The organism is Embleya sp. NBC_00888, from assembly GCF_045207655.1.
Taxonomy (GTDB): domain Bacteria; phylum Actinomycetota; class Actinomycetes; order Streptomycetales; family Streptomycetaceae; genus Embleya.
Genome location: NZ_CP108785.1, coordinates 3,856,164 through 3,871,211, shown reverse-complemented (window position 1 = coordinate 3,871,211; position 15,048 = coordinate 3,856,164). Strand labels below are relative to the sequence as shown.

General features: G+C 71.4%; 7 protein-coding genes. 3 read left to right on the top strand and 4 right to left on the bottom strand.

The genetic code is table 11. The features are described from left to right. Positions 1-5: 5 nt before the first annotated feature. From OG948_RS51160 to OG948_RS51150, 3 genes are read right to left on the bottom strand one after another with little or no spacing between them, the layout of a single operon-like run. Positions 6-6,815: an SDR family NAD(P)-dependent oxidoreductase gene (locus tag OG948_RS51160; RefSeq protein WP_331771919.1), complete on the bottom strand. Its 6,810-nt coding sequence runs from the start codon at positions 6,813-6,815 to the stop codon at positions 6-8. A 22-nt stretch (positions 6,816-6,837) separates the two neighbouring features. After that, positions 6,838-8,424 carry a PfaD family polyunsaturated fatty acid/polyketide biosynthesis protein gene (locus OG948_RS51155; RefSeq protein WP_331771918.1) on the bottom strand — a complete coding sequence of 529 codons (1,587 nt, stop codon included), beginning with the start codon at positions 8,422-8,424 and terminating at the stop codon, positions 6,838-6,840. Positions 8,425-8,481: 57 nt separating this feature from the next. Then, a complete protein-coding gene (locus tag OG948_RS51150; protein WP_406300708.1) occupies positions 8,482-9,564 on the bottom strand; it encodes an SDR family oxidoreductase in 1,083 nt (360 codons plus the stop codon). A gap of 504 nt (positions 9,565-10,068) precedes the next feature. On the opposite strand from OG948_RS51150, the gene OG948_RS51145 reads away from it, so the two are divergent. The 3 genes from OG948_RS51145 (at position 10,069) to OG948_RS51135 (ending at position 14,541) form a co-directional block, all read left to right on the top strand. Next, on the top strand, positions 10,069-12,510 hold the full coding sequence (locus OG948_RS51145; protein WP_331771916.1) for an efflux RND transporter permease subunit: 2,442 nt from the start codon (positions 10,069-10,071) through the stop codon (positions 12,508-12,510). Positions 12,511-12,818: 308 nt separating this feature from the next. Then, on the top strand, positions 12,819-13,610 hold the full coding sequence (locus OG948_RS51140; protein WP_331771915.1) for an alpha/beta fold hydrolase: 792 nt from the start codon (positions 12,819-12,821) through the stop codon (positions 13,608-13,610). A 55-nt stretch (positions 13,611-13,665) separates the two neighbouring features. Next, the gene (locus tag OG948_RS51135) at positions 13,666-14,541 is read left to right on the top strand and encodes an SDR family NAD(P)-dependent oxidoreductase (RefSeq protein WP_331773575.1); all 876 of its coding nucleotides are present in this window, start codon (positions 13,666-13,668) and stop codon (positions 14,539-14,541) included. A gap of 102 nt (positions 14,542-14,643) precedes the next feature. Here the strand turns inward: OG948_RS51135 and OG948_RS51130 are convergent, their stop codons facing one another. Next, positions 14,644-14,952 (bottom strand): hypothetical protein, encoded by a 309-nt coding sequence (locus OG948_RS51130; RefSeq protein WP_331771914.1) that lies wholly within the window; start codon positions 14,950-14,952, stop codon positions 14,644-14,646. Between the last annotated feature and the right edge of the window lie 96 nt (positions 14,953-15,048).

Sequence of the window (15,048 nt, the reverse complement as noted above, 5' to 3'; positions counted from 1 at the left end):
GCCCCTCACGCGTCCGTCGAGATCAACGCCGCGGTTCGCTGCGGGCTGGACAGGTCCGGGCGGTAGACCATCTCCACGCCGGCGAGCACGCCCAGGACCCGCTCCGCGCCCTCGTGCTCGGTGGTGAGCCAGATGTCGCAGATCGCGTTGTCGGTGCCCTGCATGACGCTGTGGACGGTGCACTTGACCGGGGTGTCCACCGCGCCGTTCGACAACACGCGTACCTCACGAACGCCCATCGGCAGGGACTGCACGCTGGCCGAGGACAACACCCACAGGCAGGCCGCCTGGAGCGCGCCGTCCATGACGAGCGGGTCGGTCTGCCAGGCGTCGTGCGCCCAGCCGAGCTGTCGCAGCCCGACGAGGTCGCAGGTCGCCCCGGCGGAACTCAGCCCGTTGATCGTGGTGATGGCGTGGAAGAGCGGTCCGTGGAAGAGCATGGCCCCGTCGTAGACGGCGCTGCCCGGGTGTACCTCGAAGCTCTCGTCGACGGGCTCCGCGGCCGGGGCGGTCAACGTCGCGACCTCGCCCGGACCCGCGAGGGCCGCGTAGTGCAGGGCGCCGTCGGCACTCTTGAGTTCCAGGCGCAGCGGGGCGTCCGGGTGGGTGGCGTCGGGGCGCGCGTGCACCCGCAGTCGGGTCTCCTCCACACCGAACTTGTCCAGTGCGACGGCGCGCAGCACGCGCAGGTCGCGGACCAGCACGGAATCCTGGTCGGGCAGGGCCACTCGCGCGGCGCGGGCGAACCATTCCAGGACCAGGGCCACCGGCACCACGGGGCGTCCCGCGATGCTGTGGTCGACCAGGTAGGGGTGGGTGTCGGCGCCGACCAGGATCTCGGTGACGCCGCCGTGGTCGGTCTCGACGGCGGGACCGGCCGCGCCGGCGGCGATCGAGACGCAGGCCGGGCCGGACTGCTCGAGTTCGGTCATGAACGCCTGGACGCCCGCGCTCTCTTCCAGGAGCGGGACGCCGAGCCGACGGAAGTGCTCGGCGTGCGCGGGGGAAACCATGCCTGCGGCCCAGGGGCCCCAGGCCACGGCTCGCACGGTGCACTCCGGGCGGTGGGCCGCCTCGGTCGCGGTGATCTGCTCCATGGCCTGGTTGGCCGCCGCGTAGTCGCTCTGCCCGGCGGTGCCCAGTCGCGCGCTGACCGAGGAGAAGGCGCACACCAGGCGCACCGGGTCGTTGTCGGTCAGCTCCAGGAGGGTGCGGAATCCGCGCACCTTGGTGTCGTAGACGGAGGTGAACTGGGCCTGGGTCTTGTCCGAGATGTTGCTGTCGGCGATGACCCCGGCGGCGTGGATGATGCCCGTGATCGGACCCCAGTCCCGGCGTACCTCGGCCAGCGCCTCGAAGACCCGCTCGCGGTCGGTCGCGTCGGCGGTGACGTAGCGGGTCTCGGCTCCGGCGACGGCCAGCAGGTCCAGGGTGGTGCGGATCTCGCGGGAGGCGAGCACCCGGCCGGAGGCGACGGCGAGTTCGGCCAGGGTCGGGGTCGCGCCGGTGTTCTCGTCGCGACGGTTGCTCAGCACCTTGCGGATGGCGGTCTCGTCCGCGGCGCCGCGCAGTTCGTCGTCCTCCTCGACGGGGCGGGTCCGGCCCAGGAGCAGGAACTTGGGCCGGTGGGCGCCGGCCAGGGCGATCAGGCAGGACGCGGTGATGCCGCGGGCTCCGCCGGTGACCACGATCACCGGGTCCGGGCCGAGGTCGAGCGGCCGCGGTGTGCCGAGGGTCTCGGTGGTGCCGCGGAGCAGCGCGCGCGAGCCGTCGGCGGTCAGCGCGACGTCGGTGGTGTCGTCGCCGTGCAGGAGCTCGGTGGCGATGGCCTGGGCGAGGTCCTGGGGGGCGCGGGCGGCCCGCTCGATGTCGATCGTCTTGATCGAGGCGTGCGCCCATTCGTTCGCGGCGGTCCGAGCCAGCGCGGCGATGCCGGCGCAGCCCTCGCGACCGCGGATGCCGGAGGTGCCGAACGCGCCGCCGGTGTCCTGGACGACGACCAGGACGCCGCCTCGGCGCTCCATCGCCTCGGCGATGGTGTTCAGGGTCGTGAAGACCTCGCGGGTGGGTGCGTCCGGGTCCTGCTCCGGGTCGATCGCGCGCAGGCCGGCGAGCACGATCACGGCGGTGGAGTCCTCGGTCACCCGGTCGGTGACGGAGACCTTGATGCCCTCGCGGCGCAGGGTTTCCGCCAGGCATTCGGCGACGCCGGTGCCGTCGTCGGTGATCAACAGCGGTTGTTCGCGCAGGCCCTTGAGGGGGCCGCCGTTCGCGGCCTCGGTGGGTACCAGGGTGGTGCCGGTACGCAGGACCGTGAGCTGGGGCGCGGCGTGCTTGGCCTGCGCGGGGATCTGCTCCTGCGCGCGGGCAGCCGGCGCGGTGGGCACGACCGGGGCCGGGGCCGGGGCCGGGGTCTGCGGGGTCGCGACGTCGGGCGTGCGCAGCGAGGTGATCTTGTCGGCGATGGCGGCGATCGTACGCAACCGGGCCAGGTCCGCCGGGTCGACGTTCGCCTCGTCCGGGAAGTGGTCCCGCAACCGGGTCAGGATCTGCACCCGCTTGATCGAGTCGACACCCAGGTCGACCTCGAGGTCCATGTCCGGCGTGAGCATCTCCACCGGATAACCGGTCAGCTCGGCCACGATCGCCAACGCCACGTCCGCGCCGCTCTCCTGGGCCGGCGCCGAGGCCGATTCCGGAAGCGGGGCCAGGGCCGGGGCCGGAACGGAGGTGAGCGCCCGGGTCTGCGGGGTCGCGCCGTTCGGCGCCCGGAGCGAGGTGATCTTGTCGGCGATGGCGGCGATCGTACGCAACCGGGCCAGGTCCGCCGGGTCGACGTTCGCCTCGTCCGGGAAGTGGTCCCGCAACCGGGTCAGGATCTGCACCCGCTTGATCGAGTCGACACCCAGGTCGACCTCGAGGTCCATGTCCGGCGTGAGCATCTCCACCGGATAACCGGTCAGTTCCGCCACGATCGCCAACGCGACGTCCGCGCCGCTCTCCTGGGCGGGGGCCGCGGGAGCCGCGGAGACCGCGGGCGCCGCGACCGGAGCCGGGGCGGGGGCGGAGGTGAGGGCGGGGGCGGCGGTCGGCGCCGGGATCTGCCGGAGCGCGGGCGCCGCGTGTACGGCGGCGGGTTGCGCCGGGGGCCGGGGCTGAGCCGGGGCGACCTGTGCCGCCGGCACCGGCGGCCGGGCCTGGGTGACCGGGGTCGGCGGGTACTGCGTCACCGGGGCGGGCGCGGGGCTGATCTCCCGGGGGGTGTGCGGCCGGGCCTCCAACGCCTGCGGGGCCGGTGCGAGCGGAGCGGGCGCCGGCATGAGCGCGGGCGCCGGAGCGGGCGCCGGAGCCGTCGCGGCACGGGGCTCGGCACCGGGCTGCCAGGCCATCAGGCCGTCCAGCGAGGTCCTGGCCAGGTCGAGGTAGGAGGCGTGACTGGCCGAGGTGGTGCTCTGGTACGCGCTGTGCGCGTCGCTCGCCTGCCGCTGTACCTCGAGGAAGGCGTGCAGCCAGGCACCGGACGAGGTCACCGGCGACCAGGTGGCCCCGGACGAGGTGACGTCGTGCGTCGTCGCCTCCGCGACCGGTGCCTCGTAGGTCCGCATCGGCACGGCGGGCGTCGCCTGCGCGGGAACGGGCGCGGGCACCGGTGCGGCCGGCGCCACCGGAGCGGGCGCCGCGTACTGCGCCACCGGAGCGGTCGGGGCGTATTGCGCCACCGGGGCGGGCGCGGCGTACTGCGCCACCGGAGCGGGCGCGGCGTACTGCGTCACCGGCTCGGGCGCGGAGTACTGTGCCACGGCCGCGGGCGGAAGCGCGGCCTGCGGCGCGGCCTGGACGAGGGCGGGCGGCGGTGCCTGGGTGACGGCCGCGGGCGTCGGCGGTGGCGCTTGGTGCACCGCGGCGACCGGCGGGGTCGGGGTCATCGGCGGGCCGGCCTGCCTGAACCCGGCGGCCGACTCGCGTACGGCGGGCGCGGCGGGGGTCTTCTCGCGGTGACCCACATCGGGGTTGGGACCGGAGATGGGGATGGTCATACCCGTCCTTGTTGACGATGGCGAAGGAGTGCTCGAGGTGAACGAGGCCCACAACGGGGCGAAGTCCAGGGGACGTCCGGCGACGGCCAGCGCGCCCAGGACGCGGTGCAGTGCGGTGAGTCCGGATCCCCGGGTCTGGTCCGCGCTCAGCGCGACGTGCGGACGGTCCGCGAGGATCCGACCGACCAGGCCGGTGAGTACGGTTCCCGGCCCGGCCTCGACGAACGTGCGGACGCCGTCCTCGTGCATGGCCAGGATCATTTCGGCGAAGCGCACGGAGGAGGTGACGTGATCGCGCAGCACGGTGCGGATCTCGGGGGCCGTGTCCGGATACGGCTTGGCGTCGGCGTTGCCGTAGACCGGCAGCCGCGGCGCCGTGAACTCGTGTTGTTCCAGGGTGGGCCGCCACCCGGAGGTCGCGGACTGCAGCAGCGGGCTGTGGAAGGCGCACGAGACCGCGAGCCGCTGGGTGGGCAGTTGCTGCTCCAGGGCGCGCTGCTCCACCTTGGCGATCGCGGACTCGGCCCCCGAGACCACGTGCTGCGTCGGGGAGTTGTAGTTGGCGACCCAGGCCCTGCGGATGCCGCGTACCAGGTCGTCCGCTTCCTTGCTGGAGGCGGTGACCGCGAGCATCGCGCCGGAGACCTTGCTCGCGTCGCGCAGGAGTTCGCCGCGGGCGCGGGCCAGGGCCATCAGCGTGGCGTCGTCGTAGACGCCGGCCGCGTGCAGGGCCGAGAGTTCGCCGAAGCTGTGCCCCGCCACGCAGTCCGGCACGAAGCCGACCGCGCCCAGGATCTCCTGGATCATCAACGCGTGTGCGGCGAGCGCGGGTTGCGCGCACTCGGTGGCCTTGAGCCGCTCGGCGTGCTCGCGCTCGGCCGCCTTGTCCGCCACCGGCGGCGGGAAGACGGCGCGGTGCAGGGGGCGTCCGTCGATCTCGAAGTCGGCCACCGCGTCCCACGCGGCGAGCGCGCGCGGTTGATGCAGCACGACGTCGATCCCCATGTCGGGGTACTGGCTGCCCTGTCCCGGGAACAGCAGCGCGATCTTGTCGGTCGAGGCGGCGCCGCACGCGTAGCGCATGCCGGCGGGCGTGTGGAACCCGCTCTGCGGTTCCGCCGAGATCCGGCGTCGGGCGTCGGAGGCCTGGGCGCGAAGCTCGTCCTCGTCGCGGGCCACCAGGCACAGCCGGTGTTTCGCCGCGGCCTCGAAGGCGAGTTGGGTACGGCGCGCCAGGTCGTGCAACGGCGCGGTGTCCGCGGTCAGCGCGTCCAGCGCGGCGACCAGCGCGGGACCGGACTCGGCGCCCAGCAGGACCAGTTCGCTCGGGGCACTGCGGGTATACGCGTCGACCGCCGGGACGGACTCTTCGGTGCGGTGTTCCTCGAGCGTGACGTGGAAGTTGGTCCCGCCGAACCCGAAGCTGGAGACCGAGGCCCGGCGCGGGTGTTCGCTGCCCCGGATCCAGGGTCGGGTCCGGGTGCTCAGGTAGAAGGGACCCTTTTCCAGTTCCAGGGCCGGGTCGGCCCGGTCCGCCTTGAGCGTGGGCGGCAGGATCTTGTGGTGCAGCGCGAGCGCGGCCTTGGCCAGTCCGACCGCGCCCGCGGCCGTACGGGTGTGGCCGATCTGCGACTTGACCGATCCGAGTGCGCAGCGCGCGATGTCGGCCGGGTCACCGGTGCCGAATACCTCTTGCAGGGCCGTGACTTCGGCGGTGTCGCCGGCCTTGGTGCCGGTGCCGTGCGCCTCGATCAGTTCCACCGTCGCGGGGCTGTAGCCCGCACTGGCGTAGGCCCGGTGCAGCGCGCGGACCTGACCGGCGACGGCGGGGGCGTAGATCGAGGATCCGCGTCCGTCGGAGGAGGTTCCGACGCCGCGGATCACCGCGTAGACGCGGTCGCCGTCGCGCTCGGCGTCCGCCAGCCGCTTGAGCATGACCATGGCCACGGCCTCGCCCAGGAGGGTGCCGTCCGCCTCGGCGGAGAAGGGCCGGCACTCGCCCGACGGGGACAGCGCCGGGGTCTTGCTGAAGCAGGTGAATCCGAACGCGTCACACAGCGGGTCCACGCCACCGGTGATCATCATGTCGGCGCGGCCGAGCGTGAGTTCGTCGATGGCGGCGCTCATCGCCGAGAGCGAGCTGGCGCAGGCCGCGTCGGTGGTGTAGTTGCTGCCGTGCAGGTCGAAGTGGCGGGCGACGCGTCCGGCGATGACGTTGGTGAGCATGCCCGGGAAGGAGCTTTCCTTCCATACGGGATACGAGGCCGAGATCGCGTCGCACAACTCGTCGGCCTTGTGCTCGTCGACGCCGCCGGCCAGCATGACCCGACGCCAGGTGGGCCGTTGGGACCGGAACGACATGCGAAAGGCCAGTTCGGTGGGGCTGGCACCGAGGATGATGCCGGTGCGTTCGCGCAGCGTCTCGGACGGCCCCTGCTCACCGCAGGCGTCGCGCAGAACGCGTTCGGCCGCGATCAGGCTGAGCAGTTGCGCGGTGTCGGTGGCGTCGATGGTGGACGGCGGCGTGCCGAAGGCCAGCGGGTCGAACGCCACCGGCGACATGAACGCCCCGCGCTTGCCGTACGTCTTGTCTGGGGCGGTGGGGTCGCTCGAGTAGTGATCGCTCACGAGCCAGTGGGTTTCCGGCACGTCTCGGATGAGGTCACGGGCGTGAACCAGGTCGCGCCAGAACCCGGCGACGTCCGCGGAGCCGGGCACCAGAGTGCTCAGACCGATGACGGCGATGGGCGGCTGCGAGGGGCGGGAACTCTCGGGCACGGGGCTCCTTGCAGTGGACGGATCAGAGCAGTTCATGGGCGGGGAAGGTGAACGCCTGGGCCGGCAGGTCGACGCCGTGGCTGCGCAGTTGGTGCGCGCGGGTCAGGACCGTCGCGCCCTCCATCAGGTTGCGGGCGATCTGCACCACGGACAGGTTCGCGGGGTCGGCGAGGAAGCCGTCCTTGCGCCAGTCGTTGAACGCGCCTACCGCGGGACCGCACCAGATCTGGTAGTCCACGCTGCGGTCGGCGGTTCCGGTGGTCGCCCAGGTGCTGGACATGCCCAGGTACCAGCGGAACACCAGCGCCATGCGGTGCTTGGCGTCCACGGCCGCCCGGTCGGCCTGCGCGGGCTCCCTGGCGCGCCAGAACTCCTCGGTCTGCGCCCAGACGTCGGCCAGCGACTGCCGGAACATCTCCCGCTCCAGGCGGGCGATCTGGGCCGGGGGGATCTCCTCCAGTGATTCGTGATCGCGGTAGAGCTGAGCCAGTTTCGCGGCCCGGGCCGCGAACATCGTTCCCCGACTGAGGACTTGGACCTTCGCCCCCAGCTCGAACATGTCGGCCGACGGCGCCATGGCCACGTCCATGGTGTCCGCGGCCTGGAGCATCGTCCGGGCCCGGTCGGAGGTGTCGGCCTCCAGGCTGAGCTGGTTGACCGATCCGGTCACCACGTACGCGGCGCCCATGGCGAAGGCGGCGGCGACGGCGTGTGGGGTGCCCAGGCCGCCGGCCGCGCCGATCCTGGTGCGCGGCGCGATGCCGTGCCGGTGGGCGACCGCGTCGCGCAGGGCCAGGATCTGCGGGAGGGCGGTGGACAGCGGCCTGCCGTCGGTGTGCCCGCCGCTGTCGGATTCCACGGTGAGGTCGTCGACCATCGGCACGTGGGCCGCGAGGGCGGCCTCGTCCGCGGTCAGGAGTCCCTCGGCGACCAGCTCTTGCAGCAGGGCCGGCGGCGCGGGGGCGAGGAACTGCTCGGCGACCTCGGGACGCGAGACCTTGGCCATCATCATCCGGGGCCGCTCCACCCGGCCGTCGGCCCGCGCGCGCAGGCCCGCGGCGCAACAGTGCACGAGGGCTCGGGTCACCTCGCTGAAGGCGGACACCGAAACGCACCGCACGCCGTGTCGGATGGCGAGGGCGGCCACCTCGTTCTCCCAGGCGGGCGAGTGCGGGTTGTGGATGATGTTCACGCCCCACGAGGCGTGTTCGGGCAGGTCCCGCCGCAGTTCCTCGATCGCCCGCCGGACCGCGTCGATCGGCAGGCCGGCTGCGCCGAAGATCCCCAGCAGATCCGCCCGGGCCATGGCCTTGACCATGGCCACGCCCGCGATCCCCTGGGCCATCTCACCGGCCACGTAGGGGAATCGCACGCCGTGATCGGCGGTGAAGGATCTGTCGCCCAGCCATTCGGGGTACAACGGAGGGAGTGTGCCGACGACTTCGCAGCCTTCGACCGGCGCGTCACCGGGCACGGCTACGGTCGCGGAGTCGGACCGACGCCGAACGATCGTGGCCGCGCTCCGCGGTTGGCGGAGCACGGCCAGGAGACCGTCGGCGGTGGGGTCCGACAATTCACGACGGGGTGATGCCTGCAGTCCGATGGTCATGAACGGTTTCTCCTGTGGCCTTTCGGAAAGTTGGCCGGATTTCGGGGTCGTCGACCGTCATAGAATCCCGTGCGTTCCGGCCAAGAGGTAGGCCATGTCGACGGGCGTCCGGGAACAGGGCGCGCCCAGGACGCGGCGCGCGTTGCGGTCGTCGAAGACGCGCGTGTGGCGAAAGTACGCGGAGAATCCGGCGTAGCTGTGAAAGCGCTGTTCGGCCGGGGAGAGCCGCTCGGGCAGCGCGGTTTTCAGCACGATTCGGATCGGCGCGAACTTCTCGAAGAGCTCGATGAGCGTCGTGGCCGCCACGTACTCCGGATGCACGATGTGATGGGTCTCGACGGTCTTCGAACGGTATTCCGCGGCGATGCCGACCATGGCGTTCGCGGCGTCCTCCACAGGGAGGCAGTTGAGCTGTGCGTCGACCCGTCCCACCATGTGGATGACCGGCCGCAGACCTCGCGGAATCGAAAGACCGGCGATGCCTCTTTCGATGGTCGACGCGCGCAGCAGTGCGCTGATGGTCTGAAAGGGGTGGGCCGGCAGACCCGGCACCGGCGGGCGGTCGGTCAGGAGAATGCTGGGGCGCATGATCAGCGCCGGGATTCCCTTCTCGCCGGACCAGCGGTGCACGAGGGCTTCGGCGTCGCACTTGGACCGCTCGTATTCGTTCTCGAAGCCGTACGTGTCGACGAGGTCGGCCTCGTACACCGTTCCGGATCGTCGCGCACCCGCCACGAACGCGGTGCTGACATGACAAAACGGCGCGCCGTGGGGGCTCCTGGACGCGATGTCGAGGAAATTTTGCGTCCCGTTCACATTGACGGGTCTGATCGCACGGGCGCCCGTGTTGAGGTCGATGTTGCCGGCGCTGTGGAGGAACATGTCGGTCCGCCGGACGAGCTTTTCCACCATGTCGTCCGGGAGGCCGAACAACGGTTGCGCGATGTCGATCTCGATTTCGTCGGCACGCCGACGAAACTTGTCGATGAAAGTCGACGACTCCGCCAGTCGACCGAAAGCCTGGGAGGCTCGGTCGATCGCACTTACATCGCCGCGACGCGACAGCAGGGTGACGGAACAATTCCGGTTCACAAGTTCACGAATGAGTCGCAGGCCGAGGAAACCGGTGCCACCAGTCAATGTAACCCGCAAGATCGTGTGCCTCTTCTCGATGGGACCCGATGACCGGTATTGCGGGTCGATTCTATGCACGGGCACGGCACCGGAAAGCTCCGGTAACGGACGATCGAGTCGGATTCATCATGATGGACCAATTGTCTGCGGACGCGTCGCCGGGTCGGCGAATGACCCAAATGGACGAAACCGGCACATATTCGTACGCGCATTCGCTCGAATCTCGGTGCGAATATCAGATTATCTTCGTCCGAATTCCGGGATCTGCGTGGTCGATGTCCGCAATCGCGAGTTGCCGGTCCGCGGCGGGGTAACCTCGCTTCCGGCGCGAGCAGCGATTCCCCGGACATCCCCGTGTGTGCGGCGGACCGCCGGCAACGAAATACCCCCTCGTCGATGGCCGCCGGCCCCGTCCGCCGACCGTTCGGGGCCCGCCGCGTCTCCACCTGATCTCGGTTCACGGGCGACGCCACCCACCGCGCGGGCGACGTCGCCATGGGAGGACATGCAATGCTCGACACAATCCCGGTCCCGCCCCCCGAGCACGAGGTGTCGCACGAGCGCCCGCCCGGCGGCGCGCTGAACCGCCTCGCCGGGTGGTGTGTTCGGCATCGTCGCTGGCTCCTGGTGGGCGCGATGATCGTCCTGGTGTTGGCCGCCACGGTGGTCGCCGAGGCCAGGGACCGCTGGTCCAACGGCGGGTTCACCGCGACGGGCACCCAGGCGGCCGAGGCCGAGCGCGTCGCCGCCCGCTACGGGGCGAAGGCCGCCGACCTGGTGCTCTACGTCCGCTCCGACACACCCGTCGACGACGCCGCGGTCGCCGAGACGGGCCGCCGGCTCACCGCCGCGGTCGCGGGACGCCCCGGCGTGCGCGAGGCCCAGTCCTACTGGACCACCGGCTCGACCCTGTTGCGCTCCCGGGACGGACGCGGCGCCCTGATCCGCGTCGACCTCACCGGCACCGAACGCGACCACGTGGCCACCTCGCGCGCCCTGGTCCCGGCCGCCCGCAAGGCCGCCGGCGACGGTCTGCGGGTCAGCGCCACCGGGCCCGCCTGGCTGAACGCGCAGGCCACCGACGAGTCGGAACGCGACCTCAAACGCGGGGAATTGCTCGCGGCGCCGCTGACCATGATCATCCTGTTGCTGGCCTTCGGGTCGCTCACCGCGGCGGCGATCCCGCTGGCCGTCGGCGCGGTCTCGGTGGCGGGCGCCCTGGCCGTGCTGGCCACGTTGACCCTGGTGATGCCGATCACCGTGTTCGCGATCAACATCTGCGCCGCCCTGGGCTTCGCGCTGTCCGTCGACTACGCCCTGTTCATCGTCACCCGATATCGCGAAGAGCTCTCCCGGGGCGCCGATTCACGCCGGGCCATCACCCGCAGCATGGCCACCGCCGGACGGGCCGTGCTGTTCTCCGCGGCGACGGTGGCCCTGTGCCTGTCCGCGCTGTTCGTCTTCCCGCTGGAACTGCTGCGCTCGTTGGCGTGGGCATCGATCCTGGTCGTGATCATCTCGGCACTGACCTCCCTGCTCGTACTGCCCGCGCTGCTGGCCGTGTTGGGGCCGCGCCTGGACCGGCTGGACCCGTTCCGCCGGTTCCGGCGCGGGTCCGGGCGCGTGGGCGGCGGCAGTCCGCTGTGGCGTCGGATCGCGACCGTCGCCACCGCCCGCCCGATCCTGTGCGGCGGCACCGCCGCGGTACTGCTCCTGGTCCTGGCCCTGCCCTTCCTGCACGCGCGGTTCACCACCGTCGACGAGACGATCCTGCCGACCCGCTCCGAACCCCACGCCACGGCCGACCTGTTGCGCACGGACTTCGTCGACCCGCCCGAGCGCGTCATCCCGGTCGTACTGCCCCGGGCGAACGCGGCGACCGACGGCCCGGCGATCGACGCCTACGCCCGACGGTTGTCCGCGTTGCCCCATGTCGCGCACGTACTCGCCGACACCGGCGACTACCGTGCCGGCCTGCCCGTCCCGAAACCGCAGTCGCCCCCGCCCGCGAGCGACGGGCCGCAGTCGCCCTCGCCGCCGGCACCGGCGATCGACGTACCGGCCCCCGACGACCAAACGCGGGTCGTGGTGCGCCCGGTCGAGCCGCCGGCGCCGGCTCCCCCCGTCGTCACCGGCAGTGTGCTGCGGGTGGTCGGTACCGCCGACAGTCAGGCGCCGGAGACGGTCGCGCTCGTGCACACGTTGCGTACCCTGCCCGCACCGCAACCCCACCTGGTCGCGGGCAAGGCCGCGGAGTTGACCGACACCAAGCACACCCTGCGCGAGGCCCTCCCCTACGGCGCGGGCATCATGCTGATCGGCACCCTGGTCATGCTCTTCCTGTTCACCCGCAGCGTCCTGGTGCCGATCAAGGCGGTCCTGATGGGGCTGTTGAGCATCACCGCGAGTCTGGGCGCCATCGTCTACGTCTTCCAGGACGGTCATCTGCGGTGGCTGGTGGGCGACTTCACCACCAACGGATCGTTGGAGACCACCATGCCGTTGCTGACCCTGGCCGTCGCCTTCGGGATCTCCGTGGACTACGAGGTCTTCCTCCTCGCCCGGATCAAGGAGGAGTTCGTGCGCACCGGGGACAACACCCGCTCGATCGTCTTCGGGATCGAGCACACGGGTCGCCTGTTCACCGCCGCGGCCCTGATCGTCGCCGCCACCATGGTCGCGCTGACCATGTCCAACGTCACGCTGCTCAAGACCGTCGGCGTCGGCCTCGCGGTCGCGGTCGTCGTGGACGCCACCATCGTACGCGGCATTCTGGTCCCCGCCCTGATGCGCCTGACCGGCCGAGCCAACTGGTGGGCGCCCACCCTCCCCAGGCGTCGCCCCCGCGAGACCGGCGCCAAACTGCCCGACGCACGCGCCGAGGCCTGCCCGGAGCTGGTCGGCCGGACCGCGGACTCCGCGGCCGAAGGCCCGGACCAACCGACACCCTGACCCGGCCCCGGGATCGACGCCGGCGTGCCATGGCATTGCAAAGACTCGACCACGAAACGGAGTTCGGTCCGTATCCGTGGTCGCCCCCCGATCCGGGTGTGACCGCGATCCGAACCCGTAATGCAAGTCGGCATATTCGAAAGGCCGTTCCGGCTATTTGTCGATAGCGTCGGCTCCATTACCCCGTTCGGCGGATCGTGTTTCGGACCCAACTCTCGCGGGGGCATAGAGTTTCCGCGATCAGCCGGCTTTCGCCGAGCGCACCCGATCCCGCCGCCTTTTCGCGCGAGACGAATCGAGAATCGCCTGTGGAATCCATCTGCCGTCCGCTCAGCACTTCTCCACGCCCGGACCTCGTCACCTTCACACCCCGGCCGCAGGCCCCGGTAAGGCTGTTCGCCATCCCCTACGCGGGCGCGGACGCGATGATGTTCGCGCCGTGGGTCGAATACCTGCCGGACTCGGTCGAACTGACCGCGGTACGACTTCCGGGACGCGGCGCACGGGCGGGCGAGGTCTCGCTCACCGATCCGGCGCAACTGTGCGCGATGGTCGCGGAACTCGTCCTGGACACCGACGACGGCCGTCCCTACGTCTTCTTCGGCCACAGCATCGGCGCGATGATCGCCTTCGACACCGTGCGTGAGCTGCGCCGATGCGGCCATGCCATGCCGTCGCTGCTGGCCCTGTCCGCCGTACCCCCGCCCCAGGGCGGCGCGTTCGCGCGGGCGTGCCGACCGATCCTGGTGTCGGACCAACCCTGGCGCCAATTGGGCCTGACCGACCTGCTTCCCCCCGAGGTGTTTCGAGACCAGGGCGCGATGACGGCGTTCGGTCCGCCGATGATGGCCGATCTCCTGTTGGCCCTCCAGCACCAATACGTGCACGAGGCGGCGCTGGATTGTCCGATGAGTGTGTTCGGCGCCCGGGGCGACACGCTGGTCGCCGTGGAATCCCTGTCGAATTGGCAGGAGCAGACCACGTTCCCCGTGCGGCTGCGCACCTACCCCGGTGGACACCTGTACGTGCACGAGGCATTGCCGAGTCTGCTCACCGACCTCTCCGCCGATCTGCGCACCACCGTCGGCGCCTTCTCCTGAGTTCGGGGGCGCCGACCGTCAGCCGAATGTCTTCCAGTTTTGGAGTGAGCCCGTGATTCGGGACTACGCAGGACGCGTGTGCACGGTGACGGGAGCCGCTTCGGGGATCGGCCGGGCTCTCGCGCTCGCCCTCGCCGGACAGGGCGCGCTGTTGGCCCTCTCCGACGTCGACGCGGAGGGCCTGGACGAGACCGCGGAACAGGCCCGGCAGTTGGGCGCGAAGGAGGTGTACGCCGACGTGGTCGACGTGGCTCGGCGCGCGATGGTGCAGGGCTGGGCGGACACCACGGCGGAGCGCTTCGGCCAGGTCAACCTGGTGGTCAACAACGCCGGTGTGGCGTTGACCGCGAGCGTCGACGAGATGGAGTGGGCCGACTTCGAGTGGATCATGGGCGTCAACTTCTGGGGCGTGGTCCACGGTACGAAGTCGTTCCTCCCGCACCTTCGCCGCGCCGCTCCGGAGCGCGGCGCCCACGTGGTCAACGTCTCCTCCTCGTTCGGGCTGTTCGGCATGCCGATGCGCAGCGCCTACTCGGCGACCAAGTACGCCGTCCGGGGGTTCTCCGAATCGCTGCGCAACGAACTCCGCCGCGAGGGCACCGAGATCGGGGTGACCACCGCCTACCCGGGCGGGATCAAGACCGCCATCGTGCGCAACTCGCGTGCGGCGGAGGGAACCGACCGGGCCGAGGTCGCGGCGATCCACGACTCGTTGTCCAAGACCTCGGCACAGGACGCCGCACGGGTGATCCTGACCAGCGTCCGCAAGGGTCGCTCCCGTGTGTGCGTCGGCCTCGACGCGAAGGTGATGGACCTCGGCACCAGGTTGCTGGGTTCCGCGTTCGAGCCGGTCGTGCACGCCTCGATCGAACGCGCCACCGCGAAGGTCGCGCGTCAGGCGGCGAAGGACACCGCGGGCACATTGTCGTAGCGAGCACCGCGTCGCCGTGACGAGCGCCGCAACAAACTCGGCCTGCTCGATCCGATCGGATCGAGCAGGCCGATGTCGTCCGCGGCTGCGGCGTGGCGGTGGTTACCGCAGGCCGCCCCAACCGCCGCCGCCACCTTCGCCACCACCGCCACCGCCGCCCCACGGGCCCCAGCCGCCGCCACCGCCGCCGCCGTTGGCGTCACCGTGGCCGTGGCCCCAACCACCGAAGATGCCGCCACCACCACCGCCACCGCCGGAGTCGCCGTCACCGGAGCCGTGGCCGCCCGGCTGCGGGGTCGACGCCGGCCGGTCGGCGACGCCGTCCAGGGCGAACGCCGGCGCGGCGGACGCGGCGCCCGCCAGGAGCACGGCCGCGACGGCCGTGACGGAAGCGCGAGTGAGCCTGCGCATGAAAACCCCTTGCCTTGGAAAGCACCACCTCGGCCGAGGTGGTCGGATTCATCCTGAACGCAGATCCGGGGCCGAAGTGCACAGCAGACACCCGAA